We start from the raw sequence: 24,852 nt of genomic DNA on the forward strand, positions 1-24,852 counted from the left end.
ACGCCCCGCCCCTTGATGCGCGGGGCGTGGCCGTTTCCATCAAGGTCGAAGGGCCAAGGCGGCCTGTGCCCGGCTGGCAAGAACCTGTAGACTTGGGCGTTTCGCATTTTGTCTGAGACAGCTTCAAGGCCTTGAATGTCTGACCTTTCCGCACACACCCCAATGATGCAGCAGTACTGGAAGCTGAAAAACCAGCACCCAGACCAGCTGATGTTCTACCGCATGGGCGATTTCTACGAGATCTTCTACGAAGATGCGAAGAAAGCCGCCAAACTGCTGGATATCACCCTGACCGCTCGTGGCCAGTCCGCCGGCCAGTCGATCCCCATGTGCGGGATCCCCTTCCACTCGCTGGAGGGCTACCTGGCCAAGCTGGTCAAGCTGGGCGAGTCGGTGGTGATCTGCGAGCAGATCGGCGACCCGGCCACCAGCAAGGGCCCGGTGGAACGCCAAGTAGTGCGGATCATCACCCCCGGCACAGTCAGCGATGAAGCGCTGCTCGACGAGCGTCGCGACAACCTCATCGCCGCGCTGCTCGGTGACGAGCGTCTGTTTGGCCTGGCCGTGCTGGACATCACCAGCGGCAACTTCACCGTGCAGGAGATCAAAGGCTGGGAAAACCTCTTGGCCGAACTCGAACGCATCAACCCGGTCGAGCTGTTGATCCCCGACGACTGGCCCCAGGGCCTGCCGGCCGAGAAACGCCCAGGCTGCCGCCGCCGCGCGCCCTGGGACTTCGACCGTGACTCGGCGCGCAAGAGCCTGTGCCAGCAGTTCGCGACCCAGGACCTCAAGGGCTTTGGCTGCGACAAGCTGACCCTGGCCATCGGCGCCGCCGGCTGCCTGCTGACCTACGCCAAGGAAACCCAGCGCACCACCCTGCCTCACCTGCGCAGCCTGCGCCATGAGCGCATGGATGACACCGTGATCCTCGATGGCGCCAGCCGGCGCAACCTGGAGCTGGACATCAACCTGGCCGGTGGTCGCGACAACACCCTGCAATCGGTCATCGACCGTTGCCAGACCGCCATGGCCAGCCGCCTGCTGACCCGCTGGCTGAACCGCCCGCTGCGCGACCTCAAGGTACTCAAGGCCCGCCAGGACTCGATCCGCTGCCTGCTGGACAGCTACCGCTTCGAGAAGCTGCAACCGCAACTCAAGGAAATCGGCGACATCGAGCGGATCCTCGCGCGTATTGGCCTGCGCAACGCCCGCCCGCGAGACCTCGCGCGCCTGCGCGATGCCCTTGGCGCCCTGCCCGAGCTGCAGAACGCCATGGCCGAGCTCGAAGCGCCGCACTTGGCACGCCTGGCCGCCATCACCGGCACCTACCCGGAGCTGGCCAGCCTGCTGGAGCGTGCGATCCTCGACAACCCGCCAGCGGTCATCCGCGACGGCGGTGTGCTCAAGACCGGCTATGACGCTGAGCTGGACGAGCTGCTGGCCATGAGCGAGAACGCCGGCCAGTTCCTCATCGATCTGGAAGCCCGCGAAAAAGCCCGCACAGGCCTGGCCAACCTCAAGGTCGGCTACAACCGCGTGCACGGTTATTTCATCGAGTTGCCGACCAAGCAAGCCGAGCAAGCGCCAGCCGACTACATCCGGCGCCAGACCCTCAAGGGCGCCGAGCGCTTCATCACCCCCGAGCTCAAGGCTTTCGAGGACAAGGCGCTGTCGGCCAAGAGCCGCGCCCTGGCTCGGGAAAAGATGCTCTATGACGCCTTGCTCGAAACCCTGATCGGTCATCTGGCACCACTGCAGGACAGCGCCGCGGCCCTGGCCGAACTGGACGTGCTCAGCAACCTGGCTGAACGCGCCCTGAACCTGGACCTGAACTGCCCAAGCTTTGTCGACGAGCCTTGCCTGCGCATCGATCAAGGTCGCCACCCCGTCGTCGAGCAGGTACTGACCACGCCGTTCGTGGCCAACGACCTGGCGCTGGACAACAGCACGCGCATGCTGATCATCACCGGCCCGAACATGGGTGGTAAATCCACCTATATGCGCCAAACCGCCTTGATCGTACTGATGGCGCACATCGGCAGCTTCGTGCCGGCGGCGCGTTGTGAACTGTCGCTGGTGGACCGCATCTTCACCCGTATCGGCTCCAGCGACGATTTGGCCGGTGGCCGCTCGACCTTCATGGTCGAGATGAGCGAAACCGCGAACATCCTGCACAACGCCACCGACCGCAGCCTGGTGCTGATGGACGAGGTAGGCCGTGGCACCAGCACCTTCGACGGCCTGTCCCTGGCCTGGGCGGCGGCCGAACGCCTGGCCCAGTTGCGCGCCTACACCCTGTTCGCCACGCACTACTTCGAGCTGACCGTACTGCCGGAGAGCGAGCCGCTGGTGGCCAACGTGCACCTGAACGCCACCGAGCACAACGAGCGGATCGTCTTCCTGCACCACGTCCTGCCGGGCCCTGCCAGTCAGAGCTATGGCCTGGCCGTAGCGCAATTGGCCGGCGTGCCCTCGCCGGTGATCCAGCGAGCCCGCGAACACCTGGGCCGCCTGGAAACCACCAGCCTGCCCCATGAACAGCCAATCCAGGCTGCCAAGGGCGAGCCGCAGGTGCCGCACCAGAGCGATCTGTTCGCCAGCCTGCCACATCCGGCCATCGAGAAGCTGGGCAAGCTGGACCTGGACAACATGACGCCGCGCCAAGCTATCGAAACGCTATATCAACTGAAAAACCTGTTATAACGGCGTCCATTACAAACTGGTAGAATCCGCCGCGGTTTGCTGGTGCTGCAGGTTATTAGCCTGGCCTGCAGCCAACGCCTGTAAACCGCGCGGCCCTGATGAGGAAGGGCCGCCGCCGTCGCCTGAGGAGAAAATTAGAAATGACCTTCGTCGTCACCGACAACTGCATCAAATGCAAGTACACCGACTGCGTGGAAGTCTGTCCGGTGGACTGCTTCTACGAAGGCCCGAACTTCCTGGTCATCCACCCGGACGAGTGCATCGACTGCGCCCTGTGCGAACCGGAATGCCCAGCCCAAGCCATTTTCTCGGAAGACGAAGTGCCTGCCGGCATGGAGAACTTCATCGAGCTCAACGCCGAACTGGCGGAGATCTGGCCGAACATCACCGAGCGTAAGGATGCCCTGCCTGACGCTGAAGAGTGGGATGGCAAGCCTGGCAAGATTGCAGATCTGGAACGCTGATAGCGTCTGGATACGAAAAGGCCCCAATTCAGACTGTGTGAAAACCTAGCAATCTGTCCGGCCCTTTAAGAGAATGCTCCGTATCGAAAGATACGGAGCATTTTTCGTTATGGCCTACATACGAGGAGAGTCCCGCAGCCAGACCAGCCTGTTCCCGGTCTGCTGGAGGAATTGATCCCTGAAGATCACCTCGTACGGGTCATCGACCTGTATATCGCCAAACTCGATCTGGGTCAGCTGGGCTTTGAGAAAGCTCAGCCCTAGGCCACTGGGCGCCCTGCATACGACCCCGCCGATCAGCTCAAACTCTACCTTTATGGCTATTTCCAGCGCATTCGCTCGTCCCGGCGTCTGGAAGCCGAGTGCCAGCGCAACATCGAAGTGATGTGGTTGATCAACCGACTCAGATCCGACTTCATTTGAATTTGAATCAACTCAAGCGTCAGGAGGAGAAGCTGAATAAGCGGATCGTCCAATACTTGGCTGACCTGGATGCCGCTGATAAGACTCAGGGCGAGCAGGTGGTGAGCCCTTTTCAGCACAAAAACAAACGTCCCGAATAAGTCGGGGCGTTTGGTCTAGGGCCTGTCAGTGTGTTTTCACACAGTCTGAATTGAGGCCTTTTTCATTTGTGTGTATTCACTCGAAAGTACCCCCGCTTTTGTAGGGGCTGGCGAACTGGCGATGGGGCTGCAACGCAGCCTCAAGGGCCGAGATGACTTCATTCGAAGCCAAGCGGGGAATCGATCGGTTCGTGGGCGCTTCCACAAACCCGAGGGGCAGCCCCTGCCACTAAATTCAAGGCAAAAAAAGGGGCGGTTTGACCCGCCCACATTTTTTCCGTAGTCCCTGCTTGTCCTAAACATCATCCTGATGAATCGCATCTTGCGATGTCCTTGACCTTCATCCTTGAAGGCTGTGTCAGTCCGTAGACACAGTTCGAATACTAGCCATTCCTGCCTAGCGAGCAAGGGCTAAACCTCTCAAAATGCTACAGTTGACACATCTTTTAATATCAAAAAATTCTTTATATTTCAGTCGCTTACATAAATAGATAGCTTAGAAACGACAATGATTTACTGATCCTTGCGGGGAAGTCTTACACCATGAGTAAGCGATCTCTTACACGCGAAGCAACGTAGGTAGCAAAGTAAACAATCCTCTCAGATACAAAAACGCCCCGAGATCTTCGGGGCGTTGGGTGTTGCACTCGCGCTTACTGGAACAGCGACTCGCTTGAGAGGCCATTCTTTTCAAGGATCTCGCGCAGACGCTTGAGCCCCTCGACCTGGATCTGCCGCACTCGCTCCCGGGTCAAACCGATTTCCAGCCCTACATCCTCAAGGGTACTGCTCTCGTGCCCACGCAGGCCGAATCGACGCACCACAACCTCGCGCTGCTTGTCGGTCAGCTCGCCCAGCCATTGGTCGATGCTCTGGGAGAGGTCATCATCTTGCAGCAGCTCGCACGGATCGGTGGGACGATCATCCGTCAGGGTGTCGAGCAGGGTCTTATCGGAGTCCGGGCCGAGCGAAACGTCCACCGAAGAGACACGCTCGTTGAGCCCAAGCATGCGCTTGACCTCGGCTACTGGTTTTTCCAGCAGCCCGGCGATTTCCTCCGGGGACGGCTCGTGGTCGAGCTTCTGGGTCAGCTCCCGCGCGGCGCGCAGGTAGACGTTGAGTTCTTTGACCACGTGGATGGGCAGGCGGATAGTGCGGGTCTGGTTCATGATCGCCCGTTCGATGGTCTGGCGAATCCACCAGGTCGCATAGGTCGAGAATCGGAAACCACGCTCCGGGTCGAACTTCTCCACCGCGCGGATCAGGCCGAGGTTGCCCTCTTCGATCAGGTCGAGCAGCGACAGGCCACGATTGACGTAGCGGCGCGCAATCTTGACCACCAGGCGCAGGTTGCTTTCGATCATGCGCTTACGGCCAGCCGGGTCGCCTTTTTGCGACAGGCGTGCGTAGTGCACTTCCTCTTCGGGGGAAAGCAGTGGCGAGAAGCCGATTTCGTTGAGATACAGCTGGGTGGCGTCGAGCGCCCGGCTGTAATCGATGTACTTGTGCTGTTTGAGCGATGAGCCTTGTTTGGCCTTGGTCCGAACCGAAGGTACAGCAGGTTCGTCTGACACCACATCCGTTTCCAAAACGATGCCCGTCTCCATCAAAAGGAGGTCATCGTCGATGTCAAACTCCGGCACTTCTTTGCTGAGAGCCATTGTTATAGTCCTTTGCTGAGTTCGAACTCAGACTCGAGCGGCACCTGTTTCCCTGGCAGCGCTGGAGCCTGTCCCCTCTACGTCAGCAGGAACAGGCCGGGTGCAAAGATCAACGACGTGGCAAGAACTGGAGCGGATCGACGGGTTTACCCTGGCGGCGAATCTCGAAATGCAGCTTCACCCGATCAGTGCCCGTGGACCCCATTTCAGCGATCGTCTGCCCTGCCTTGACCTGCTGCCCCTCCCGAACCAAAAGCCTGCGGTTATGACCGTAGGCACTGACGTAGGTATCGTTGTGCTTGATGATGATCAGCTCGCCGTAGCCCCTCAAGCCACTTCCGGCGTACACCACTGAACCACCAGACGCAGCAAAAACAGGCTGTCCCAAATCACCGGCGATATCAATGCCTTTATTCAAACTACCGTTTGAAGCGAATTTTCCAATCAGCACGCCGTTGGCAGGCCAGGTCCAGCCCCCCACGGAACGCTCGGCGGCGGGCACCTGTGTGACCACTGGGGCGGTGGTCGTCGCAGGTGCTGTGACCGGTTTGCTGCTGTTGCTGGCAGGCGGCGTGGAAGTGCTTCCCACTGGGCGGCGGATGACCGTGGTCTTGCTCGAAGAGGATGGGCTGGACACCACCGTGGTGCTGCCACCGCTGCCGCTGCTGAAGCGGATCGGCTGGCCGGGGCGAATGGTGTAGGGGGCCGGGATGCCGTTGCGTGCGGCCAGCTCCTTGTAGTCCCAACCGTAGCGGAAGGCGATGGAGTACAGGGTGTCGCCAGGCTTGACCACATACTGGCCGGAGGTGACGGTCGGGCGCTTGGGTACCGTGTTGTTGCGATCCACCACGCGGGCGCCACTCGAACCGGTGCTGGAGCAGCCCGCCAGCGATGTCGCCATGGCCAGCGCAATCACCAGAAGCTTGAAAACCGACCGATCCTTGCGTTGCCGCATGATTGTGTGACCCACCCGCGCTCCCCTCATGGTGCCGAAAAACGATATGACGATACGAAATGCAATATTGTTGCAATTATAAACGAGACAGACCGGCTTGGGTGGCTGGCTCAGGCGCCGCGAAAAGCGCGACGAAACCCCGCACGATAGACAGGTTCGCGGCACAAGAATTCGTCGACGACGCAAATATTCAGCGCACCCTCACGCCACCGGGCCATTGAGCAGTGGCACGAAACGCACGGCGCCCAGTACGCGGCGGGAGAACCCATGCTCCTCGCGCACGATCAACATCAACTGCTGGGACTCCCCGGCAGCGCCCACCGGGATCACCATGCGCCCGCCAGGTGCCAGTTGGTCCAGCAAGGCCTGGGGAACTTCCGGTGCCACGGCGGTCACGATGATGCCGTTGTAGGGCGCCAGCGCCGGCCATCCCTCGCAGCCATCGCCCCAGCGAAACACCACGTTGCGCAGGTTGAGTTCGACCAGACGCTCCTTGGCCCGATCCTGCAGGACCTTGATCCGCTCCACCGAAAACACCCGTTCCACCAACTGCGCCAGGATGGCGGTCTGGTAGCCCGAACCCGTACCGATCTCCAGGACCTTGTCCAACGCCCCGGCCTCCAGCAACAGCTCGCTCATGTGCGCCACCATGAAAGGCTGCGAGATGGTCTGGTTGTGCCCGATCGGCAGCGCGGTGTCCTCATAGGCTCGATGCGCCAGTGCCTCATCGACGAACAGATGACGCGGGGTACGACGGATGACATCGAGCACCTGGGTGTTCGAGACGCCTTCCTCGTACAAACGCTGGATCAATCGCTCCCGGGTACGCTGGGAGGTCATGCCGATGCCTCGGCGCAGCAGATCGTCCTGTTCGCGCATCAGAGCAATCCCTCCAGCCAGCCGTCGAGACGCTCGAAGGCTTCATTGAAGGTGCGGTCCAGTTGCAGCGGGGTGATCGACACATACCCCTGCATCACCGCGTGGAAGTCGGTCCCCGGCCCACCGTCCTCGGCGTCACCGGCCACGGCGATCCAGTAGCCTTCCTTGCCGCGCGGGTTGACCACCTTGGTCGGCGCCGCCGCCCGTGCCCGATGGCCGAGACGGGTGAGCTGGATCCCACGAATGTGTTCCAGGGGCAGGTTGGGGATGTTCACATTGAGCACGGTGCGAGGAGGCAGCTCCAGGCGCGACTGCGCCTCCACCAGACGGCGAGCGATATAAGCCGCGGTCGGCAGGTTGTCCGGCAGGCGCGACAACAGCGAGAACGCCAGCGACGTACCGCCCAGGAAGCGCCCCTCCAGTGCCGCGGCGACCGTGCCGGAATAGAGCACGTCGTCCCCCAGGTTGGCCCCCAGGTTGATACCGGACACGACCATCTCGGGCGTCTCGGGCAGCAACCCATTGAGCCCCAGGTGCACGCAGTCGGTCGGCGTGCCGTTGAGGCTGATGAAACCGTTGGCCAGGGTCTGCGGATGCAGCGGCCGGTCCAGCGTCAGCGAACTGCTCGCACCGCTCTTGTCTTGATCCGGGGCAATCACCACGCACTCGGCATAGTCCACCAGCGCAGCATGCAGCGCGGCAAGGCCAGGTGCGGTTACACCGTCATCATTCGAAATCAGAATACGCATGGGCTGTCCGTCTGCCCTGCCGGCACCAGATCGACGAGCTCGCGCACCACCACGGTGGCGAAGCATCCGGCCGGAAGGACGAATTCCAGTTGCAGGATATCAGGCTCGGGATAATGCCACGTCAGCCCGCCAATAGGGAGCCGCAGGATGCGTCGTTCGTGACTCATGCCTGCCTGTGCCAACCACTGGCACAGCGCCAGATGCTGATCGCCGATGGCTGTTTCCAGCATAGAGGTCTCGCCGCTGGCCGGTGAGGCACCTTCGCCCCAGAGCGGCCCGGTGGGGTGCAGGTCGAGGATCGCCAATCGTGGATCGGCACATTCCTGCTCGCCCGCCGCAAAGAAACTGCGGCTGTCGGTGAAGGCCAGCAAGTCGCCGACCTGCGCGGTGTTCCAGCTGCCATCGGCGACGCGCGCGCCCAGCACCTGGTTGAATACGTAGCTGCGCGCGGCGGACAACAGCCGCGAGCGGACATTGCGCTGCTCCGGCAGTGCCTTGCGCTCGGCCCATTGACGGGCGTCATGCACGTTGCCGCCGTCATGGCCAAAACGCTGGCTGCCGAAATAGTTGGGCACCCCGTGCTGCTTGAGGTGCTCCAGCCGCGCGTCGAGCGCCTGGTGATCGGCCGCAAGGGCCGTGAGGCGCAAGGTGAAGCCATTGGCCGAATGGGCGCCACGCTGAAGCTTGCGCTGATGACGTACCTGCTTGAGCACACGCAGGCTGGCATCCTCGGCACGGGACAGGTCCGGGTCGGCCTTGCCCGGCAGGTGCAGGCTGAACCACTGGCGGGTCAAGGCCTGTCGGTCCTTGAGCCCGGCGTAGCTGATCGACCGCACCGGCACGCCGGCGGCGCGTGCCAGTCGGCGGGCGGCTTCTTCGGTGTTCAGGTCACGTTTTTCGACCCACAGCCAGAGGTGCTCGCCCTGACCGGAGAGGGGAATATCCAGTACTTCATCGACCTGGAAGTCTTCGGCCACCGCCTTGAGCACGGCGTGCCCCAGCGACTCACCCGAGGCACGCGGGCCCAGTAGATCCAGTTCCGTCATGCGGGCAGCAACAGGGCCACCGCATGCACGGCGATGCCCTCCTCACGGCCGGTGAAGCCCAGCTTCTCGGTGGTGGTGGCCTTGACGTTGACCTGATCGAGTTCGACCTGCAGGTCTTCGGCGATCAACTGGCGCATGGTCTGAATATGCGGTGCCATCTTGGGTGCCTGGGCAACGATGGTGGTGTCGACGTTGCCGACCTTCCAGCCCTTGGCCCGGACGATGCCGACCACGTGGCGCAGCAGCACGCGGCTGTCAGCCCCTTTGAACTGAGGGTCGGTATCGGGAAAATGCTTGCCGATGTCGCCCAACGCCGCAGCGCCAAGCAAGGCATCGCTCAGCGCGTGCAGCAGCACATCGCCGTCGGAGTGGGCCAGCAGGCCGTATTTGTGGGGGATACGCACCCCACCCAGGGTAATGAAATCACCGTCGCAGAAACGGTGCACATCGTAGCCGTGGCCAATACGCATAAGAAAAAGCCCTGAATGAGTCAGGGCTGGATTCTACCTGCTTTGCTGGATATTGGGGCTGCTTTGCAACCCCTTTCCCACAGTGCCCTAAGCCGCGAAAGGGCCGCAAAGCGGCCCCCTGGTTCAGACCCTGCCCAACGCCACCGCGTGATGACGCAGGTGTTCATCGATGAAGCTGGCGATGAAGTAGTAGCTGTGGTCATAGCCTGGCTGCAGACGCAGGGTCAGCTCATGCCCACCCTTGCGCGCAGCCTGCTCCAGCGCCTGCGGCTTGAGCTGCTTCTCGAGAAAGTCATCCCGGTCACCCTGGTCGACCAGCAGCGGCGGGCATTGCCCGGCGCCCGTCTCGGCCAGCAGCACGCTGGCATCCCATTCGCGCCAGCGCGCCCGGTCGTCCCCCAGGTAACGGGAGAAGGCTTTCTCGCCCCACGGGCAATCCATCGGATTGCTGATTGGCGAAAAGGCCGACACCGAGCGGTAGCGCCCGGGATTGCGCAAGGCGCAAACCAGGGCCCCGTGCCCGCCCATGGAGTGACCGCTGATGCTGCGCAGGTCGGAAGCCGGGAAATGCGCCTCGACCAAGGCGGGCAACTCCTGCACCACATAGTCGTGCATGCGGTAGTGCTGAGCCCAGGGCTGCTGGGTGGCGTTGAGGTAGAAGCCTGCGCCCAGGCCAAAGTCCCAGGCGCCATCCGGGTCACCCGGCACCTGCTCGCCCCGCGGGCTGGTGTCGGGCGCGACGATGATCAGGCCAAGCTCTGCGGCCAGGCGCTGGGCGCCGGCCTTCTGCATGAAGTTCTCGTCCGTGCAGGTCAGACCGCTGAGCCAGTACAGCACCGGCAGCTTCTCGCCCTGCTCGGCCTGCGGCGGCAGGTACACGGCGAACACCATGTCGCAGCCCAGCACCTTGGAGTGGTGCCGGTAGCGCTTGTGCCAGCCGCCGAAACTCTTCTGGCAGGAGATGTTTTCCAGGCTCATGGCAGACCTCAGAAGTGGATGACACTACGGATGCTCTTGCCTTCATGCATCAGGTCAAAGGCTTTGTTGATGTCCTCCAGGCCCATGGTGTGGGTGATGAAGGTATCCAGCGGGATCTCGCCTTTCTGCGACATTTCCACGTAGCTTGGCAGCTCGCTGCGACCACGCACGCCGCCGAATGCCGAACCACGCCAGACGCGGCCGGTCACCAACTGGAACGGACGGGTGGAAATTTCCTGGCCGGCACCGGCTACGCCGATGATCACCGACTCGCCCCAGCCCTTGTGGCAGCACTCCAGCGCGGCACGCATCAGTTGCACATTGCCGATACATTCGAAGGAGAAGTCCACACCACCGTCGGTGAGATCGACGATCACTTCCTGGATTGGGCGGTCGTAGTCTTTTGGGTTGACACAGTCGGTGGCGCCCAGTTGACGAGCGATCTCGAACTTGGCCGGGTTGATGTCGATGGCGATGATGCGCGAGGCCTTGGCCTTCACCGCACCGATCACTGCCGACAGGCCGATGCCGCCCAGGCCGAAGATGGCCACGGTGTCGCCAGCCTTGACCTTGGCGGTGTTGAGCACGGCGCCGATACCGGTGGTGACGCCGCAACCGAGCAGGCAGACCTTCTCCAGCGGCGCTTCCTTGGCGATCTTGGCCACGGAGATTTCCGGCAACACGGTGTACTCGGAGAAGGTCGAGGTGCCCATGTAGTGGAAGAGTTGCTGGCCTTTATAGGAGAAACGGGTGGTGCCGTCAGGCATCAGGCCCTTGCCTTGGGTGGCGCGAATAGCCTGGCACAGGTTGGTCTTGCCCGAGCGGCAGAACTTGCACTGCCCGCATTCGGGGGTGTACAGCGGGATCACATGGTCACCGACGGCGACCGACGTGACGCCCTCGCCCACGGCTTCGACGATCGCACCGCCCTCATGACCGAGAATCGACGGGAAGATGCCTTCCGGGTCAGCGCCCGACAGGGTGTAGGCATCGGTGTGGCAGACACCGCTGGCCACCACACGCAGGAGCACTTCACCGGCCTTGGGCATGGCCACGTCGACTTCGACGATTTCCAGGGGTTTCTTGGCCTCGAAGGCAACAGCGGCGCGGGACTTGATCATCAACGGGACTCCAGACAAGGGATGGTTGCTGGGTGCCAGTGTAATTCAGGCGCTTTTGATGAATAATCCGGCTGAAGTAAAAACATTATTGCCATACAGGGATAATCAATGAGCAGTCGCTGGGAAGGCATCGACGAATTCGTCGCGGTGGCCGAATCAGGTCAGTTCACCGCCGCCGCCGAACGTCTGGGTGTTTCCTCGTCCCACATCAGCCGGCAGATCGCCCGCCTGGAAGAGCGCCTGCAAACGCGGCTTCTGTACCGCAGTACCCGGCGGGTGACCCTGAGCGAGGCAGGCCAGACCTTCCTGCAACACTGTCAGCGCTTGCAGGACGGCCGCGAGGAAGCCCTGCGTGCCATGGGCGATCTGGCCAGCGAACCCAAAGGCCTGCTGCGCATGACCTGTGCGGTGGCGTATGGCGAACGCTTCATCGTGCCCCTGGTGACGCGCTTTATGGCCCTGTATCCGCAATTGCGTGTCGAGGTGGAACTGAGCAACCGAACGCTGGACCTGGTGCATGAAGGAATGGACCTGGCGATACGCCTCGGGCGCTTGCAGGACTCACGCCTGGTGGCCACCCGCCTCGCCCCACGGCGCATGTACCTGTGCGCCTCCCCTGCCTACCTTGAGCGCTATGGACGGCCCCACAGTCTGTCGGAACTGGCGCGGCACAACTGCCTGATTGGCAGCTCAGACCTTTGGGTGTTGCAACAGGATGGACGGGAGTTGAGCCAGCGGGTGCAAGGCAATTGGCGCTGCAACAGCGGGCAGGCGGTGCTGGACGCGGCGTTGCTGGGCATGGGGTTATGCCAGTTGCCGGATTACTACGTGCTCGAGCACCTCAACAGCGGTGCACTGGTATCATTGCTCGAAGCGCATCAGCCACCGAACACGGCGGTGTGGGCGCTGCACCCTCAGCAACGGCACTTGTCACCGAAAGTACGGCGACTGGTGGATTATTTGAAGGAAGGGCTGGCGGGGCTGCCCGAGTATCGGCAAGGCTGAGGAGTTCCGGCGACCTCTTCGCGGGCAAACCCGCGCAGGGATTGCGCAAGGCTTGAGCGCGGCGTTGTGAGAGCAGGTTTACCCGCGAAGAGACCGACGCAGGCGTCAGGCCTTCAGCGCCGCGTCGTCCAACGCTGGCGCAACCATTCCAAGTCTTCCGGGCGGGTGACCTTGATGTTGTCGCTGCGTCCTTCGATCAAGCGCGGTGCCTGGCCGGACCATTCGATGGCCGAGGCCTCGTCCGTGACCACCACATCGGAGACCAGGCATTCGGCCAGGGCTCGGTGCAAGGCGCCCAGACGGAACATCTGCGGTGTGTAGGCCTGCCAGATGGTGCTGCGATCCACCGTGGCACCGACCCGCCCGTTGGCATCGGCGCGCTTGAGCGTGTCACGCGCGGGCACTGCCAACAAACCACCAACGGGGTCATCGGCCAGCTCCGAGAGCAGTCGGTCCAGATCGCTGCGCGCCAGATTCGGTCGCGCCGCGTCGTGCACCAGCACCCAGTCGTTGTCAGCCGCACCTTGGGCATGCAGCAGCAGCAATGCATTGAGCACCGAGTCTGCCCGCTCGCGACCACCGGCCGCCCGCTGGATACGCGGGTCGGTGGCACAGCGCAGGCCAGGCCAATAGGGGTCATCGAGGGCAATGCTGACCACCACGCCCTTGAGCGCGGGGTGGTCGAGAAAACAGTCGAGGCTATGCTCGAGAAGGGTCTGCCCGCCCAGTTGCAAGTACTGCTTGGGACGATCGGCAGCCATGCGGGCACCAATGCCCGCGGCGGGAATCACGGCCCAGAAAGCCGGTAGCGTTTGCGTCATTTCTGCGGCAACTGGTAGAGGGTTTCGCCCTCCTTGACCATCCCCAGCTCGTGACGAGCCCGCTCTTCCACGGTCTCCATACCTTTTTTCAACTCCAGAACTTCAGCATACAGCACGCGATTACGCTCGAGCAGCCGCTCGTTTTCCGCATGCTGTTCGGCGATCTGCTGCTTGAGCTCGGCCACTTGCGCCAGGCTGCCGTTACCCACCCAAAGGCGGTACTGCAGGCCGCCGAGCAGCAGGAGCAGGACGAGAAACAACCAATAGGGACTGCGCATCAAGATATCCAGAGGTAAAAGGCCGCCGCAGCGAGCTTCCGATAGCACGAAGCCTGGCCGAGGCCAGGCTTCGTCGACAGAAACCCGTAAGAGGCGTCTGACGGTTCAGTGCGAACGTTCAGACGGCCTCGGCTGCTGCCTTTTTACCATCTCTTGCTCAGCCGCGAAACTCGGCACGACCGCGGTACACGGCTTTGGCACCCAGTTGCTCTTCGATACGCAGCAGTTGGTTGTACTTCGAGACGCGGTCGGAACGGCACAGCGAACCCGTCTTGATCTGACCAGCAGCGGTACCTACGGCCAGGTCGGCGATGGTGGAGTCCTCGGTTTCACCCGAACGGTGAGAGATCACCGCGGTGTAGCCGGCGGCCTTGGCCATCTGGATGGCTTCCAGGGTTTCGGTCAGCGAGCCGATCTGGTTGAACTTGATCAGGATCGAGTTACCGATGCCCTTCTCGATGCCTTCCTTGAGGATCTTGGTGTTGGTCACGAACAGGTCGTCGCCGACCAGCTGTACCTTGGCACCGATCTTGTCGGTGAGGATCTTCCAGCCAGCCCAGTCGGACTCGTCCAGGCCGTCTTCGATCGAGATGATCGGGAAGCGCTCGGTCAGCCCCTTGAGGTAGTCGGCAAAGCCTTCGGCGTCGAACGACTTGCCTTCGCCGGACAGGTTGTACTTGCCGTCTTCATAGAACTCGGAAGCCGCGCAGTCCAGGGCCAGGGTCACGTCGGTGCCCAGCTTGTAGCCGGCCTTCTCGACAGCCTCGGCGATGGCGCCCAGGGCGTCTTCGTTGGAGGCCAGGTTAGGCGCAAAGCCACCTTCGTCACCCACGGCGGTGTTCAGGCCACGGGCCTTGAGCACGGCTTTGAGGTGATGGAAGATTTCGGTACCCATGCGCAGGGCATCGGAGAAGGTCTTGGCGCCGACCGGCTGAACCATGAACTCCTGGATGTCGACGTTGTTGTCGGCGTGCTCGCCGCCGTTGATGATGTTCATCATCGGAACCGGCATGGAGTACTGGCCTGGGGTGCCATTGAGGTTGGCGATGTGCGCGTACAGCGGCAGGTCTTGGTCCTGGGCAGCGGCCTTGGCGGCAGCCAGGGAGACGGCCAGGATGGCGTTGGCGCCCAGCTTGGCCTTGTTCTCGGTACCGTCCAGTTCGATCATGGCGCGGTCCAGGGCCTTCTGGTCGGCCGGGTCCTTGCCCAGCAGCAGGTCGCGGATCGGGCCGTTGATGTTGGCGACAGCCTTCAGCACGCCCTTGCCCAGGTAACGGCTCTTGTCGCCATCACGCAGCTCCAGCGCTTCACGCGAGCCGGTGGAAGCACCGGACGGCGCGCAGGCGCTGCCGATGATGCCGTTGTCGAGCAGAACATCGGCTTCCACGGTGGGGTTGCCACGCGAATCGAGAACTTCACGACCTTTGATGTCGACGATTTTTGCCATTGTTGTAAGCACTCCAGAATTGACGAAAACAACGCAGCTAAGGAAATCCGGGCGTTCGCCAGGCAGTTCGAGAACGGGCAGGCCTGGCGAAGGCGGCCCCTGACCGTTCGGTCAGGGGTGAGGGCGGTACTTTACCGGAGAAATGAGCTTTACGCGGTCTCTACCGTCGGAAAACTTTTCACCAGATCGTCCAGTTGCTTGAGCTGGGCCAGGAACGGCTCCAGCTTGTCCAGACGCAGGGCGCAAGGACCATCGCACTTGGCGTTGTCCGGGTCCGGGTGGGCTTCCAGGAACAACCCGGCCAGGCCTTGGCTCATGCCGGCCTTGGCCAGGTCGGTGACCTGGGCACGGCGACCGCCGGCGGAGTCGGAACGACCGCCTGGCATCTGCAGGGCATGGGTCACATCGAAGAACACCGGGTACTCGAACTGCTTCATGATGCCGAAGCCAAGCATGTCCACGACGAGGTTGTTGTAGCCGAAGCTCGAACCACGCTCGCAGAGGATCAACTGGTCGTTACCGGCTTCCTCGCACTTGGTCAGGATGTGCTTCATTTCCTGGGGCGCGAGGAACTGGGCCTTCTTGATGTTGATCACAGCGCCGGTCTTGGCCATCGCCACGACCAGGTCGGTCTGACGCGACAGGAAGGCCGGCAGTTGGATGATGTCGCACACCTTGGCGACGGGCTCGGCCTGGTAGGGCTCGTGCACGTCGGTGATCACCGGCACCTTGAAGGTCTGCTTGATCTCTTCAAAGATCTTGAGCCCTTCTTCCATGCCTGGACCACGGTAGGAGTTGATCGACGAGCGGTTTGCCTTGTCGAAGCTGGCCTTGAACACGTACGGGATACCGAGCTTCTCGGTGACCCGCACGTACTCTTCGCAGACCTTCAGGGCCAGGTCACGGGACTCCAGGACGTTCATGCCGCCGAACAGGACGAACGGCTTGTCGTTGGCGATCTCGATGCTACCGACGCGAATGATCTTCTGGGTCATGGATCAGGCCTTGTTCTTCTGGGCCAGGGCCGCCTTGACGAAACCACTGAACAGCGGGTGGCCGTCACGCGGGGTCGAGGTGAACTCAGGGTGGAACTGGCAGGCGACGAACCATGGGTGGTCCTTGGACTCGACCACTTCGACCAGCGCACCGTCTTCGGAGCGACCGGAAACCACCAGGCCGGCCTCGACCAACTGTGGCAGCAGGTTGTTGTTCACTTCGTAGCGGTGACGGTGGCGCTCGGTGATCACGTCCTTGCCGTAGCAGTCGTGGACCTTGGAGCCGGCCGCCAGCTGGCAGTCCTGGGCGCCCAGACGCATGGTGCCGCCCAGGTCGGAAGCCTCGGAACGGGTCTCGACCGCACCAGTGGCGTCGGCCCACTCGGTGATCAGGCCCACGACCGGATGGCCGCTGCTGCGATCGAACTCGGTGGAGTTGGCGTCTTTCCAGCCCATCACGTTACGTGCGAACTCGATGACCGCGACCTGCATGCCCAGGCAGATGCCCAGGTAAGGCACCTTGTTTTCGCGAGCGTACTGGACAGCGGTGATCTTGCCTTCCACGCCGCGCAGGCCGAACCCACCCGGCACGAGGATGGCATCGGCGCCTTCGAGCAGGCTGGTGCCTTGGTTCTCGATGTCCTCGGAGTCGATGTAGCGCAGGTTGACCTTGGTGCGATTCTTGATGCCGGCGTGGCTCATTGCCTCGATCAGCGACTTGTACGCATCCAGCAGTTCCATGTACTTGCCGACCATGGCGATGGTGACTTCGTGCTCAGGGTGGAGCTTGGCGTCGACCACCTGGTCCCACTCGGACAGGTCAGCGCTGTTGCACTGCAGGCCGAAGCGCTCGACGACGAAGTCGTCCAGGCCCTGGGCGTGCAATACACCTGGGATCTTGTAGATGGTGTCGACGTCCTGCAGGGAAATCACCGCACGCTCTTCGACGTTGGTGAACAGGGCGATCTTACGGCGCGACGACGCATCTACCGGGTGGTCGGAACGGCAGATCAGCACATCTGGCTGCAGGCCGATGGAGCGCAGTTCCTTGACCGAGTGCTGGGTCGGCTTGGTCTTGGTCTCGCCGGCAGTGGCGATGTACGGGACCAGGGTCAGGTGCATCAGCATGGCGCGCTTGGAGCCCACTTCGACGCGCAGTTGGCGGATCGCCTCGAGGAACGGCTGCGACTCGATGTCACCGACGGTACCGCCGATCTCGACCAGGGCCACGTCGGCATCGCCAGCGCCCTTGATGATGCGACGCTTGATCTCGTCGGTGATGTGCGGGATGACCTGGATGGTTGCGCCCAGGTAGTCACCACGGCGCTCCTTGCGCAGCACGTGCTCGTAGATGCGGCCGGTGGTGAAGTTGTTGTTCTGGGTCATGGTCGTGCGGATGAACCGCTCGTAGTGCCCCAGATCGAGGTCGGTCTCGGCGCCATCGTGAGTGACGAACACTTCACCATGCTGGAACGGGCTCATGGTGCCGGGGTCGACGTTGATGTACGGATCCAGCTTGAGCATGGTGACCTTGAGCCCCCGCGCCTCCAGGATGGCCGCCAAGGAAGCCGAGGCAATGCCTTTCCCCAATGAAGAAACAACACCGCCCGTGACGAATATGTAGCGCGTCATGAAAAACCCTAGAAGTCTGCGTTAAAGCGGTCAGCGCCGCCGGAGAAAGCGAAGGAAGGCCGAAGCCCCCGATCACCTGCGTCAATCACAGTGCATCTCGAACAACTGCCGCGTCTGTACAAACCAGGGGTATCCCCGGCATGGAGCTCGCTCGTCATTTTAAGAATCAGCCCAGCAAAAAACTGCTTGGTAATCGGCAACTGCTGTGTTTTCGAGGAACCCACAGAAGCTGTATCAAGAAGGGAGGGTAGTCTACCCGAATGTACCCTTCAGCTCAAACCTTGCACGCTCGTCGGCGCCCGCCAGTGCAACTGGATACCGCCCTGCCCTGCCAGGGGCAGGTTGGCCACCGCCAGCAGGCGCTCGCCCTGGCACAGCAACGGCAGACGCGAGCGTACAAAATGCGGGACCTGCAGCTCGTTGAGCAGGCGCTTGAGGTCACGACGGCCTCGTCCTGGCACCTCGAGCACCTCGCCGCCCACGCGGTAGCGCACCTGCACCTCACCTGGCGGACAATCCCCCTGCAAGGACACGCAACCATTGCCCGGCAGCGTCAAAGGCTCCTCTGGGTCCGCCCAGTTCAGCCCCCCTTCGACCGGCGTCAGCCATGGACCAGTCAACCACCAGATGCGCCCATGGCTGCGCTGCAGCATGCCATCGCCCAGTTGCCACACAGGCTGGGCATCGATGGCTGCGTCACGCAGGCTGTCCCAGCCAGCCCAGTGACGGGCATCGGGTAACCGGGTCCGACTGCTCAACCAATACTGCAGGGCATTTCGCTGACGCGCTGGCGACAACGCCTCAAGCGCGGCCAGGTCGAGAGAGTCCAGCCCGAGCCAGGCAAACGGCGCCCCTTGGGCTGCACCCGCCAAGTCATCTGCCGCCAGCTCATCCAGCAGGCCCAGCGCCTCACTCAGATGCCCGGCACTGCGCGCCAGGTTGCCCACAGCCTGGGGCCAACGCTGATTCAGCACTGGAAACACCTCGCCACGCAGGTAGTTTCGGGCATAGGTGGTATCGGCGTTGGACGGATCCTCGATCCAGCGAAGCCCATGGGCACTGGCCTGCGCGAGCAACTGCGCCCGACCGACCGTCAGCAAAGGCCGAGCCAGCCACCCTTGCCCCAAGGGCCGCATCCTCGGCATGGCCGCCAACCCACGCAAGCCGGCGCCGCGCAACAGGCGAAAGAGCAATGTTTCGGCCTGGTCCTCCCGGTGTTGCCCCGTGAACAGCACCTCCCCGGCCCCGAGTATCTGCGTGAACGCCGCGTAGCGGGCATCGCGGGCCGACTGTTCCAAGCTTGCACCAGGCGCGACCTGAACATGGATGACCTGGAGTTCAAGACCCAGCCCATCGCAGATCGACTGGCAATGTTGCGGCCAATCATCCGCAGCCGCTTGCAGGCCATGGTGAATGTGCACGGCGCGCAATGGCGGGGTCTCATGACGACGAGCGTAATCGGCCAGCAGGTGCAGGAGGACGGTGGAGTCGAGGCCGCCGGAGAAAGCGACGTGCCAGGCGGGGGCATTGAGCCAGGGGGAAAGCTGGGGGGTGAGGTTGATCATCAGGACCTCACATGACGGAGGATCATCGGGGGCGCTTTGCACCCCATTCGCGGGCAAACCCGCTCCCACAACGACAGCATTGCTCTCGATGGCAGCGCTGTACCTGTGGGAGCGGCCCCGGATGAATCAGACGCCGTAGCTCATCAGGCGGTCGTAACGACGGGCCAGCAGCGCATCGCTGTCGAACTTGCCCAGCATCTCCAGCTGCTCGACCAAATCGGCGCGAATGCTTTCGGACATCTTTGCAGGGTCACGGTGGGCGCCGCCCAGAGGCTCGCCGATGACTTTATCGACGATGTTCAGGCTCTTCAGGCGCTCAGCGGTGATGCCCATGGCCTCGGCAGCATCGGCAGCCTTGTCGGCGGTTTTCCAGAGGATCGAGGCGCAGCCTTCCGGCGAGATCACCGAGTAGGTGGAATACTGCAGCATGTTCAGTTGGTCGCACACACCGATGGCCAGCGCACCACCGGAACCACCCTCACCGATGACCGTGGCGATGATCGGGGTTTTCAGGCGTGCCATCACACGCAGGTTCCAGGCGATGGCCTCGCTCTGGTTGCGCTCTTCGGCGTCGATCCCAGGGTAGGCACCCGGGGTGTCGATGAAGGTCAGGATCGGCATCTTGAAGCGCTCGGCCATTTCCATCAGGCGGCAGGCCTTGCGGTAGCCTTCCGGACGCGGCATGCCGAAGTTGCGACGGACTTTCTCGCGCACTTCACGGCCTTTCTGGTGACCGATGACCATCACAGGCTTGCCGTCCAGACGCGCGGTACCGCCGACGATCGCGGCGTCGTCAGCGAAGTGACGGTCACCGTGCAACTCTTCGAACTCGGTGAAGATGTGGTCGATGTAGTCCAGGGTATAGGGACGACGAGGATGACGGGCAAGGCGGGCGATCTGCCAGCTGGTCAGGTTGCCGAAGATGCTTTCGGTCAGGGTATTGCTCTTGTCTTGCAGACGGGCAATTTCATCGCTGATGTTCAGCGAATTGTCGTTGCCCACCAGGCGCAGCCCTTCGATCTTGGCTTGCAGGTCGGCAATCGGCTGTTCGAAATCGAGGAAATTCGGGTTCATAGGCATCCGTCTTGGGTCTACGGCCAGGCGGCCGGCCGGTTGATCCGTTTGGCGCCCTACCTTAAGGGATCAGGCGCATTCAGGTCGAGATTAAAATTCGTCGGTTCAGCGGTATTGCAGGAAGACGTTCTCACGTCCGAACTGGTCACGCAGCGCTTGAATCAGGCCATCGGCAGGGTCGATCGACCACTCGTCGCCAAATTGCAGCATCGCCCGCGCATCGCTGCCGGTGTACTCCAGGGTGATCGGGCAGCCGCCGCGGTGACGGGTGATCAGCTCGCCCAACCACGCCAGTCGGTCGCCCTTGAGGGCCTCATGGGCCACCTTCAGGCGCAGGCTTTCGGCCAGCTTGGTGCGGGCGTCCTCCATGGTCATCACCTGCTTGACCCGCAGGCGCAGGCCACCGGAGAAGTCGTCATTGCTGACCTCCCCTTCCACCACCACCATCGCGTCGGTCTGCAGCAGGGCCTGTGCTGCCATGAACGCATCGGCGAACAGTGAGGCCTCGATACGCCCAGAGCGGTCGTCGAGGGTGACGAAGCCCATCTTGTCCCCCTTCTTGTTCTTCATCACCCGCAGCGCAATGATCATACCGGCCACGGTCTGGGTGTCGCGGGACGGTTTGAGGTCGATGATGCGCTGGCGCGCGAAGCGGCGGATCTCGGTTTCGTATTCGTCGATCGGGTGACCGGTCAGGTACAAGCCCAGGGTGTCCTTCTCGCCCCGCAGACGCTCCTTGAGGGTCAACTCGCGTACTTTGCGGTGATTGGCGTAGACATCGGAATCCTCTTCCACGAACAGGCCCCCGAACAGGTCCACGTGGCCGCTGTCGGCGGTACGGGCGATCTGCTCGGCCGCCTTGATCGCCTCTTCCAGGGCCGAGAGCAGCACTGCCCGGTTGCGGTCGATGTTGGCCTGGTAAGCCTTGATCTCGTCGTGGAAGTACGGCCCTAGACGGTCCAGCGCGCCACTGCGAATCAGGGCATCGAGCGTTCGCTTGTTGATGCGCTTGAGGTCGACACGCTCGCAGAAGTCGAACAGGTCCTTGAACGGCCCGCCCTCGGCACGCGCCTCGACGATGGCCTCCACCGGCCCTTCGCCGACGCCCTTGATCGCCCCCAGGCCGTAGACGATACGACCGTCGTTGTTGACCGTGAACTTGAAGTCCGAGAAGTTCACATCCGGCGCATCGAGGCGCAGCTTCATGCTGCGCACTTCCTCGACCAGCACCACCACCTTGTCGGTGTTGTGCATATCCGCCGACAGCACCGCGGCCATGAACGGCGCCGGGTGGTGGGTCTTGAGCCAGGCCGTCTGGTAGCTCACCAGACCATAGGCGGCGGAGTGGGATTTGTTGAAACCGTAACCTGCGAACTTTTCCACCAGGTCGAAGATGTTACCGGCCAGGTCCGCATCGATGCCGTTGTTGGCGCAGCCTTCGATGAAACCGCCGCGCTGCTTGGCCATTTCTTCGGGTTTCTTCTTACCCATGGCGCGACGCAGCATGTCGGCGCCACCGAGGGTATAGCCGGCCATGACCTGAGCGATCTGCATCACCTGTTCCTGGTACAGGATGATGCCGTAGGTCGGTGCCAGCACCGGCTTCAAGCCGTCGTACTGGTAGTCCGGGTGCGGATAGGCCAGCTCGGCGCGGCCGTGCTTGCGGTTGATGAAGTCATCCACCATGCCCGATTGCAGCGGACCTGGACGGAACAGCGCCACCAGTGCGATGAGGTCTTCCAGGCAGTCGGGCTTGAGCTTCTTGATCAGCTCCTTCATGCCACGCGATTCGAGCTGGAACACCGCCGTGGTCTCGGCCTTCTGCAGCAGCTCGTAGGTCTTGCGGTCATCCAGCGGGATGAAGTCGATATTGACGTCAGGCAGGTTCTTCTTGGCCTGTTCGCGGTTGATGATTTCCATCGCCCACTTGATGATCGTCAATGTACGCAGACCGAGGAAGTCGAACTTCACCAGGCCCGCAGCCTCGACGTCGTCCTTGTCGAACTGGGTCACCAGGCCGCCGCCCTCTTCGTCACAGGCGATCGGCGAGAAGTCGGTGAGCTTGGTCGGCGCGATCACCACGCCACCGGCGTGCTTGCCAGTACCCCGGGTGACGCCTTCGAGCTTCAGGGCCATGTCCCAGATCTCGCGGGCATCCTCGTCGCCCTTGAGGAAGTCGCGCAGAATCTCCTCCTGCTCGTAGGCCTTCTCCAGCGTCATGCCCACTTCGAACGGGATCATCTTCGACAGACGGTCGGCCAGGCCATAGGACTTGCCCTGGACCCGTGCCACATCCCGCACCACCGCCTTGGCCGCCATGGTGCCGAATGTGATGATCTGACTCACCGCATTGCGCCCATAGGCCTCAGCCACGTAGTCGATCACCCGGTCGCGGCCATCCATGCAGAAGTCGACGTCGAAGTCGGGCATGGAAATACGTTCAGGGTTGAGGAAGCGCTCGAAGAGCAGATCATAGGCCAACGGATCGAGGTCGGTGATCTTCAACACATAGGCGACCAGCGAGCCCGCACCCGACCCCCGGCCTGGCCCCACTGGCACGCCGTTGTTCTTGGCCCACTTGATGAAGTCCATAACGATCAGGAAGTAACCGGGGAAGCCCATCTGGATGATGATATCCAGTTCGAACTTCAGGCGGTCCAGGTAGACCTGGCGCTTCTCTTCATAGTTGGGCGTGGTCTCTTTGGGCCAGAGCACCGCCAGGCGCTCTTCCAGGCCTTCGTGGGAGACATGGCGCAGGTAGTCGTCGATGCCCATGCCGTTGGGCGTCGGGAAATCGGGGAGGAAGTACTTGCCCAACTGCACGGTGATGTTGCAGCGCTTGGCGATTTCCACGGTGTTGGCGATGGCGTCCGGCAGGTCGCTGAACAGCTCGGCCATTTCCTCGGCGGACTTGAGGTACTGCTGATCGCTGTAGGACCGTGGCCGGCGGGGATCGTCGAGGGTCCAGCCTTCGCCGATGCAAACCCGGGTCTCGTGGGCATCGAAGTCGGACTGCTTGATGAAGCGCACATCGTTGGTCGCCACCAGTGGCGCGCCGAACTGGTCGGCCAGGGCCACGGCGGCGTGCACGTATTCTTCGTCTCCGGCGCGATTGGTACGTTGCACCTCGACATAGAAGCGGTCAGGGAACATGCCCATCCAATCGCTGAGCAACGCCTGGGCCTCATCCTGGCGCCCGGCCATCAGCGCCATGCCGATATCGCCCTCCTTGCCCGCCGACAGGGCGATCAAACCCTCACTCGCCGGGGCGATCCACTCACGCTGAATGATGACCAGGCCATTGCGCTGACCATCGGTCCAGCCGCGAGAGATCAATTCTGTAAGGTTGCGATAACCCTTGGGATTCATGGCCAGGAAGCAGATACGCGAGAGCGGCGCTTCGGGGTCGCTGCCAGCCAGCCACAGGTCGGCACCGCAGATCGGCTTGATGCCGGCCCCCATGGCGGTCTTGTAGAACTTCACCAGCGAGCACATGTTGCTCTGGTCGGTAATCGCCACCGCCGGCATGTTCATTCCAGCCAGCGCCTTGGCCAGCGGCTTGATCCGCACCAAGCCGTCGACCAGCGAGAATTCGGAGTGCAGGCGAAGGTGAATGAAGGAAACCGACATGGAAAATCCTATAGCAGTGCCAGACAACAAGAGCGGGATTGTAGCGTAAAAGCCATGAAAGTTTTGGGGCCGCTTTGCGCCCCTTCGCGGGTAAAAGCCCCTCTCACAACCGTCACAACCCGCGAACGCGATGCAACACCTGTGGGAGCGGGTTTACCCGCGAAAGGCCACGAAGCGGCCCCAATGGATCAGATCAAAGAGTCGGTAATGCCCTCGCGGGCCTCCCACGCTGCGCGCACCGGCGCAAAGGAACGCCGATGAATCGGTGTCGGCCCTAGACGCGCCAACGCCTCAAGGTGAACAGGCGTTGGATACCCCTTGTGTCCCCCGATCCCATAGCCGGGATAGATCAGCTCGAATGCGCTCATCTCCCGATCACGGGTGACCTTGGCCAGGATCGAGGCAGCCGCGATGGCCGGTACCTTGGCATCCCCTTGAACAACCGGCGCCGCTGGCACCGCCAGCTTGGGGCAGCGGTTGCCGTCGATCAGCGCGAGCTTGGGCGTGATGCTCAACCCTTCCACTGCACGCTGCATGGCCAGCATGGTGGCCTGAAGTATATTCAGCCGGTCGATTTCCTCGACCTCGGCCCGCGCAATGCAGAAGCTCAAGGCTTTTTCGCAGATCTCGTCGAACAGCGCTTCACGCTTGGCTTCGGTGAGCTTCTTCGAGTCATTGAGCCCCAGGATCGGCCGCTGTGGATCGAGGATCACCGCGGCAGTGACCACAGCCCCGCACAGCGGGCCACGGCCGACTTCATCGACGCCGGCGACCAGTTCCTCGACCAGGTTGAAATCCAGCCCCATTTGCATC

Annotated in this window: 20 protein-coding genes and 1 pseudogene; 4 read left to right on the forward strand and 17 right to left on the reverse strand. The window is 62.3% G+C overall.

Annotated elements, in window-relative coordinates; translation table 11 throughout:
• Positions 1-135 precede the first annotated feature (135 nt).
• The 3 genes and pseudogenes from mutS to IEC33019_RS17960 all read left to right on the forward strand — a co-directional run.
• Entirely contained in the window at positions 136-2,706 is a 2,571-nt protein-coding gene (mutS, locus tag IEC33019_RS17950; protein ID WP_070094596.1) for a DNA mismatch repair protein MutS, read from the forward strand.
• 140 nt (positions 2,707-2,846) lie between these two features.
• The gene (gene fdxA / locus IEC33019_RS17955) at positions 2,847-3,170 is read left to right on the forward strand and encodes a ferredoxin FdxA (RefSeq protein WP_016392282.1); all 324 of its coding nucleotides are present in this window, start codon (positions 2,847-2,849) and stop codon (positions 3,168-3,170) included.
• 109 nt (positions 3,171-3,279) lie between these two features.
• A pseudogene (locus IEC33019_RS17960) lies at positions 3,280-3,697 on the forward strand (transposase); the annotation flags it as partial.
• A gap of 689 nt (positions 3,698-4,386) precedes the next feature.
• Here the strand turns inward: IEC33019_RS17960 and rpoS are convergent.
• The 8 genes from rpoS to IEC33019_RS18000 form a co-directional block, all read right to left on the reverse strand.
• Entirely contained in the window at positions 4,387-5,394 is a 1,008-nt protein-coding gene (gene rpoS, locus IEC33019_RS17965) for an RNA polymerase sigma factor RpoS (RefSeq protein WP_043208809.1), read from the reverse strand.
• A gap of 109 nt (positions 5,395-5,503) precedes the next feature.
• Complete coding sequence (locus tag IEC33019_RS17970) at positions 5,504-6,364, reverse strand: peptidoglycan DD-metalloendopeptidase family protein (RefSeq protein ID WP_070094103.1); 861 nt, start codon at positions 6,362-6,364, stop codon at positions 5,504-5,506.
• Positions 6,365-6,550: 186 nt separating this feature from the next.
• Complete coding sequence (locus IEC33019_RS17975; protein ID WP_170831805.1) at positions 6,551-7,189, reverse strand: protein-L-isoaspartate(D-aspartate) O-methyltransferase; 639 nt, start codon at positions 7,187-7,189, stop codon at positions 6,551-6,553.
• A gap of 38 nt (positions 7,190-7,227) precedes the next feature.
• Positions 7,228-7,977 carry a 5'/3'-nucleotidase SurE gene (surE, locus tag IEC33019_RS17980; protein ID WP_070094105.1) on the reverse strand — a complete coding sequence of 250 codons (750 nt, stop codon included), beginning with the start codon at positions 7,975-7,977 and terminating at the stop codon, positions 7,228-7,230.
• Positions 7,965-9,023 (reverse strand): tRNA pseudouridine(13) synthase TruD, encoded by a 1,059-nt coding sequence (gene truD / locus IEC33019_RS17985; RefSeq protein WP_070094106.1) that lies wholly within the window; start codon positions 9,021-9,023, stop codon positions 7,965-7,967. The genes surE and truD overlap by 13 nt, the downstream gene beginning before the upstream one ends.
• Positions 9,020-9,493 carry a 2-C-methyl-D-erythritol 2,4-cyclodiphosphate synthase gene (gene ispF / locus IEC33019_RS17990; protein WP_070094107.1) on the reverse strand — a complete coding sequence of 158 codons (474 nt, stop codon included), beginning with the start codon at positions 9,491-9,493 and terminating at the stop codon, positions 9,020-9,022. The genes truD and ispF overlap by 4 nt, the downstream gene beginning before the upstream one ends.
• Before the next feature lie 123 nt (positions 9,494-9,616).
• Positions 9,617-10,471: an S-formylglutathione hydrolase gene (gene fghA, locus IEC33019_RS17995; protein ID WP_070094108.1), complete on the reverse strand. Its 855-nt coding sequence runs from the start codon at positions 10,469-10,471 to the stop codon at positions 9,617-9,619.
• 8 nt (positions 10,472-10,479) lie between these two features.
• On the reverse strand, positions 10,480-11,592 hold the full coding sequence (locus IEC33019_RS18000) for an S-(hydroxymethyl)glutathione dehydrogenase/class III alcohol dehydrogenase (protein WP_070094109.1): 1,113 nt from the start codon (positions 11,590-11,592) through the stop codon (positions 10,480-10,482).
• Positions 11,593-11,700: 108 nt separating this feature from the next.
• Between IEC33019_RS18000 and IEC33019_RS18005 the strand changes: the two genes are divergently transcribed.
• On the forward strand, positions 11,701-12,597 hold the full coding sequence (locus tag IEC33019_RS18005) for a LysR substrate-binding domain-containing protein (protein ID WP_070094110.1): 897 nt from the start codon (positions 11,701-11,703) through the stop codon (positions 12,595-12,597).
• 113 nt (positions 12,598-12,710) lie between these two features.
• On the opposite strand, the gene ispD is transcribed toward IEC33019_RS18005, so the two are convergent.
• The 9 genes from ispD to rnhB all read right to left on the reverse strand — a co-directional run bounded on the left by ispD (position 12,711) and on the right by rnhB (position 24,851).
• Positions 12,711-13,418 carry a 2-C-methyl-D-erythritol 4-phosphate cytidylyltransferase gene (gene ispD / locus IEC33019_RS18010; protein WP_070094111.1) on the reverse strand — a complete coding sequence of 236 codons (708 nt, stop codon included), beginning with the start codon at positions 13,416-13,418 and terminating at the stop codon, positions 12,711-12,713.
• The gene (ftsB, locus tag IEC33019_RS18015) at positions 13,415-13,696 is read right to left on the reverse strand and encodes a cell division protein FtsB (RefSeq protein WP_070094112.1); all 282 of its coding nucleotides are present in this window, start codon (positions 13,694-13,696) and stop codon (positions 13,415-13,417) included. Before ftsB ends, ispD begins: the two co-directional genes overlap by 4 nt.
• A gap of 157 nt (positions 13,697-13,853) precedes the next feature.
• The gene (eno, locus tag IEC33019_RS18020) at positions 13,854-15,143 is read right to left on the reverse strand and encodes a phosphopyruvate hydratase (protein ID WP_070094113.1); all 1,290 of its coding nucleotides are present in this window, start codon (positions 15,141-15,143) and stop codon (positions 13,854-13,856) included.
• 149 nt (positions 15,144-15,292) lie between these two features.
• Positions 15,293-16,138 (reverse strand): 3-deoxy-8-phosphooctulonate synthase, encoded by an 846-nt coding sequence (gene kdsA, locus IEC33019_RS18025; RefSeq protein WP_070094114.1) that lies wholly within the window; start codon positions 16,136-16,138, stop codon positions 15,293-15,295.
• 3 nt (positions 16,139-16,141) lie between these two features.
• On the reverse strand, positions 16,142-17,770 hold the full coding sequence (locus tag IEC33019_RS18030; protein WP_070094115.1) for a CTP synthase: 1,629 nt from the start codon (positions 17,768-17,770) through the stop codon (positions 16,142-16,144).
• Positions 17,771-18,039: 269 nt separating this feature from the next.
• On the reverse strand, positions 18,040-19,335 hold the full coding sequence (tilS, locus tag IEC33019_RS18035; RefSeq protein ID WP_070094116.1) for a tRNA lysidine(34) synthetase TilS: 1,296 nt from the start codon (positions 19,333-19,335) through the stop codon (positions 18,040-18,042).
• Positions 19,336-19,461: 126 nt separating this feature from the next.
• On the reverse strand, positions 19,462-20,409 hold the full coding sequence (locus tag IEC33019_RS18040; protein ID WP_070094117.1) for an acetyl-CoA carboxylase carboxyltransferase subunit alpha: 948 nt from the start codon (positions 20,407-20,409) through the stop codon (positions 19,462-19,464).
• A gap of 105 nt (positions 20,410-20,514) precedes the next feature.
• The gene (gene dnaE, locus IEC33019_RS18045; RefSeq protein WP_070094118.1) at positions 20,515-24,039 is read right to left on the reverse strand and encodes a DNA polymerase III subunit alpha; all 3,525 of its coding nucleotides are present in this window, start codon (positions 24,037-24,039) and stop codon (positions 20,515-20,517) included.
• Positions 24,040-24,227: 188 nt separating this feature from the next.
• Positions 24,228-24,851 (reverse strand): ribonuclease HII, encoded by a 624-nt coding sequence (rnhB, locus tag IEC33019_RS18050; RefSeq protein WP_070094119.1) that lies wholly within the window; start codon positions 24,849-24,851, stop codon positions 24,228-24,230.
• Position 24,852: the final 1 nt, after the last annotated feature.

The sequence above is a fragment of the Pseudomonas putida genome (assembly GCF_002741075.1).
Classification (GTDB): Bacteria; Pseudomonadota; Gammaproteobacteria; order Pseudomonadales; family Pseudomonadaceae; genus Aquipseudomonas; species Aquipseudomonas putida_T.

Coding starts and splice junctions, on each gene's coding strand:
- mutS (WP_070094596.1), top strand. CDS start 136: ATGTCTGACCTTTCCGCACACACCCCAATGATGCAGCAGTACTGGAAG.
- fdxA (WP_016392282.1), top strand. CDS start 2,847: ATGACCTTCGTCGTCACCGACAACTGCATCAAATGCAAGTACACCGAC.
- rpoS (WP_043208809.1), bottom strand. CDS start 5,394: ATGGCTCTCAGCAAAGAAGTGCCGGAGTTTGACATCGACGATGACCTC.
- IEC33019_RS17975 (WP_170831805.1), bottom strand. CDS start 7,189: ATGACCTCCCAGCGTACCCGGGAGCGATTGATCCAGCGTTTGTACGAG.
- surE (WP_070094105.1), bottom strand. CDS start 7,977: ATGCGTATTCTGATTTCGAATGATGACGGTGTAACCGCACCTGGCCTT.
- truD (WP_070094106.1), bottom strand. CDS start 9,023: ATGACGGAACTGGATCTACTGGGCCCGCGTGCCTCGGGTGAGTCGCTG.
- ispF (WP_070094107.1), bottom strand. CDS start 9,493: ATGCGTATTGGCCACGGCTACGATGTGCACCGTTTCTGCGACGGTGAT.
- fghA (WP_070094108.1), bottom strand. CDS start 10,471: ATGAGCCTGGAAAACATCTCCTGCCAGAAGAGTTTCGGCGGCTGGCAC.
- IEC33019_RS18000 (WP_070094109.1), bottom strand. CDS start 11,592: ATGATCAAGTCCCGCGCCGCTGTTGCCTTCGAGGCCAAGAAACCCCTG.
- IEC33019_RS18005 (WP_070094110.1), top strand. CDS start 11,701: ATGAGCAGTCGCTGGGAAGGCATCGACGAATTCGTCGCGGTGGCCGAA.
- ispD (WP_070094111.1), bottom strand. CDS start 13,418: ATGACGCAAACGCTACCGGCTTTCTGGGCCGTGATTCCCGCCGCGGGC.
- ftsB (WP_070094112.1), bottom strand. CDS start 13,696: ATGCGCAGTCCCTATTGGTTGTTTCTCGTCCTGCTCCTGCTGCTCGGC.
- eno (WP_070094113.1), bottom strand. CDS start 15,143: ATGGCAAAAATCGTCGACATCAAAGGTCGTGAAGTTCTCGATTCGCGT.
- kdsA (WP_070094114.1), bottom strand. CDS start 16,138: ATGACCCAGAAGATCATTCGCGTCGGTAGCATCGAGATCGCCAACGAC.
- IEC33019_RS18030 (WP_070094115.1), bottom strand. CDS start 17,770: ATGACGCGCTACATATTCGTCACGGGCGGTGTTGTTTCTTCATTGGGG.
- tilS (WP_070094116.1), bottom strand. CDS start 19,335: ATGATCAACCTCACCCCCCAGCTTTCCCCCTGGCTCAATGCCCCCGCC.
- IEC33019_RS18040 (WP_070094117.1), bottom strand. CDS start 20,409: ATGAACCCGAATTTCCTCGATTTCGAACAGCCGATTGCCGACCTGCAA.
- dnaE (WP_070094118.1), bottom strand. CDS start 24,039: ATGTCGGTTTCCTTCATTCACCTTCGCCTGCACTCCGAATTCTCGCTG.
- rnhB (WP_070094119.1), bottom strand. CDS start 24,851: ATGCAAATGGGGCTGGATTTCAACCTGGTCGAGGAACTGGTCGCCGGC.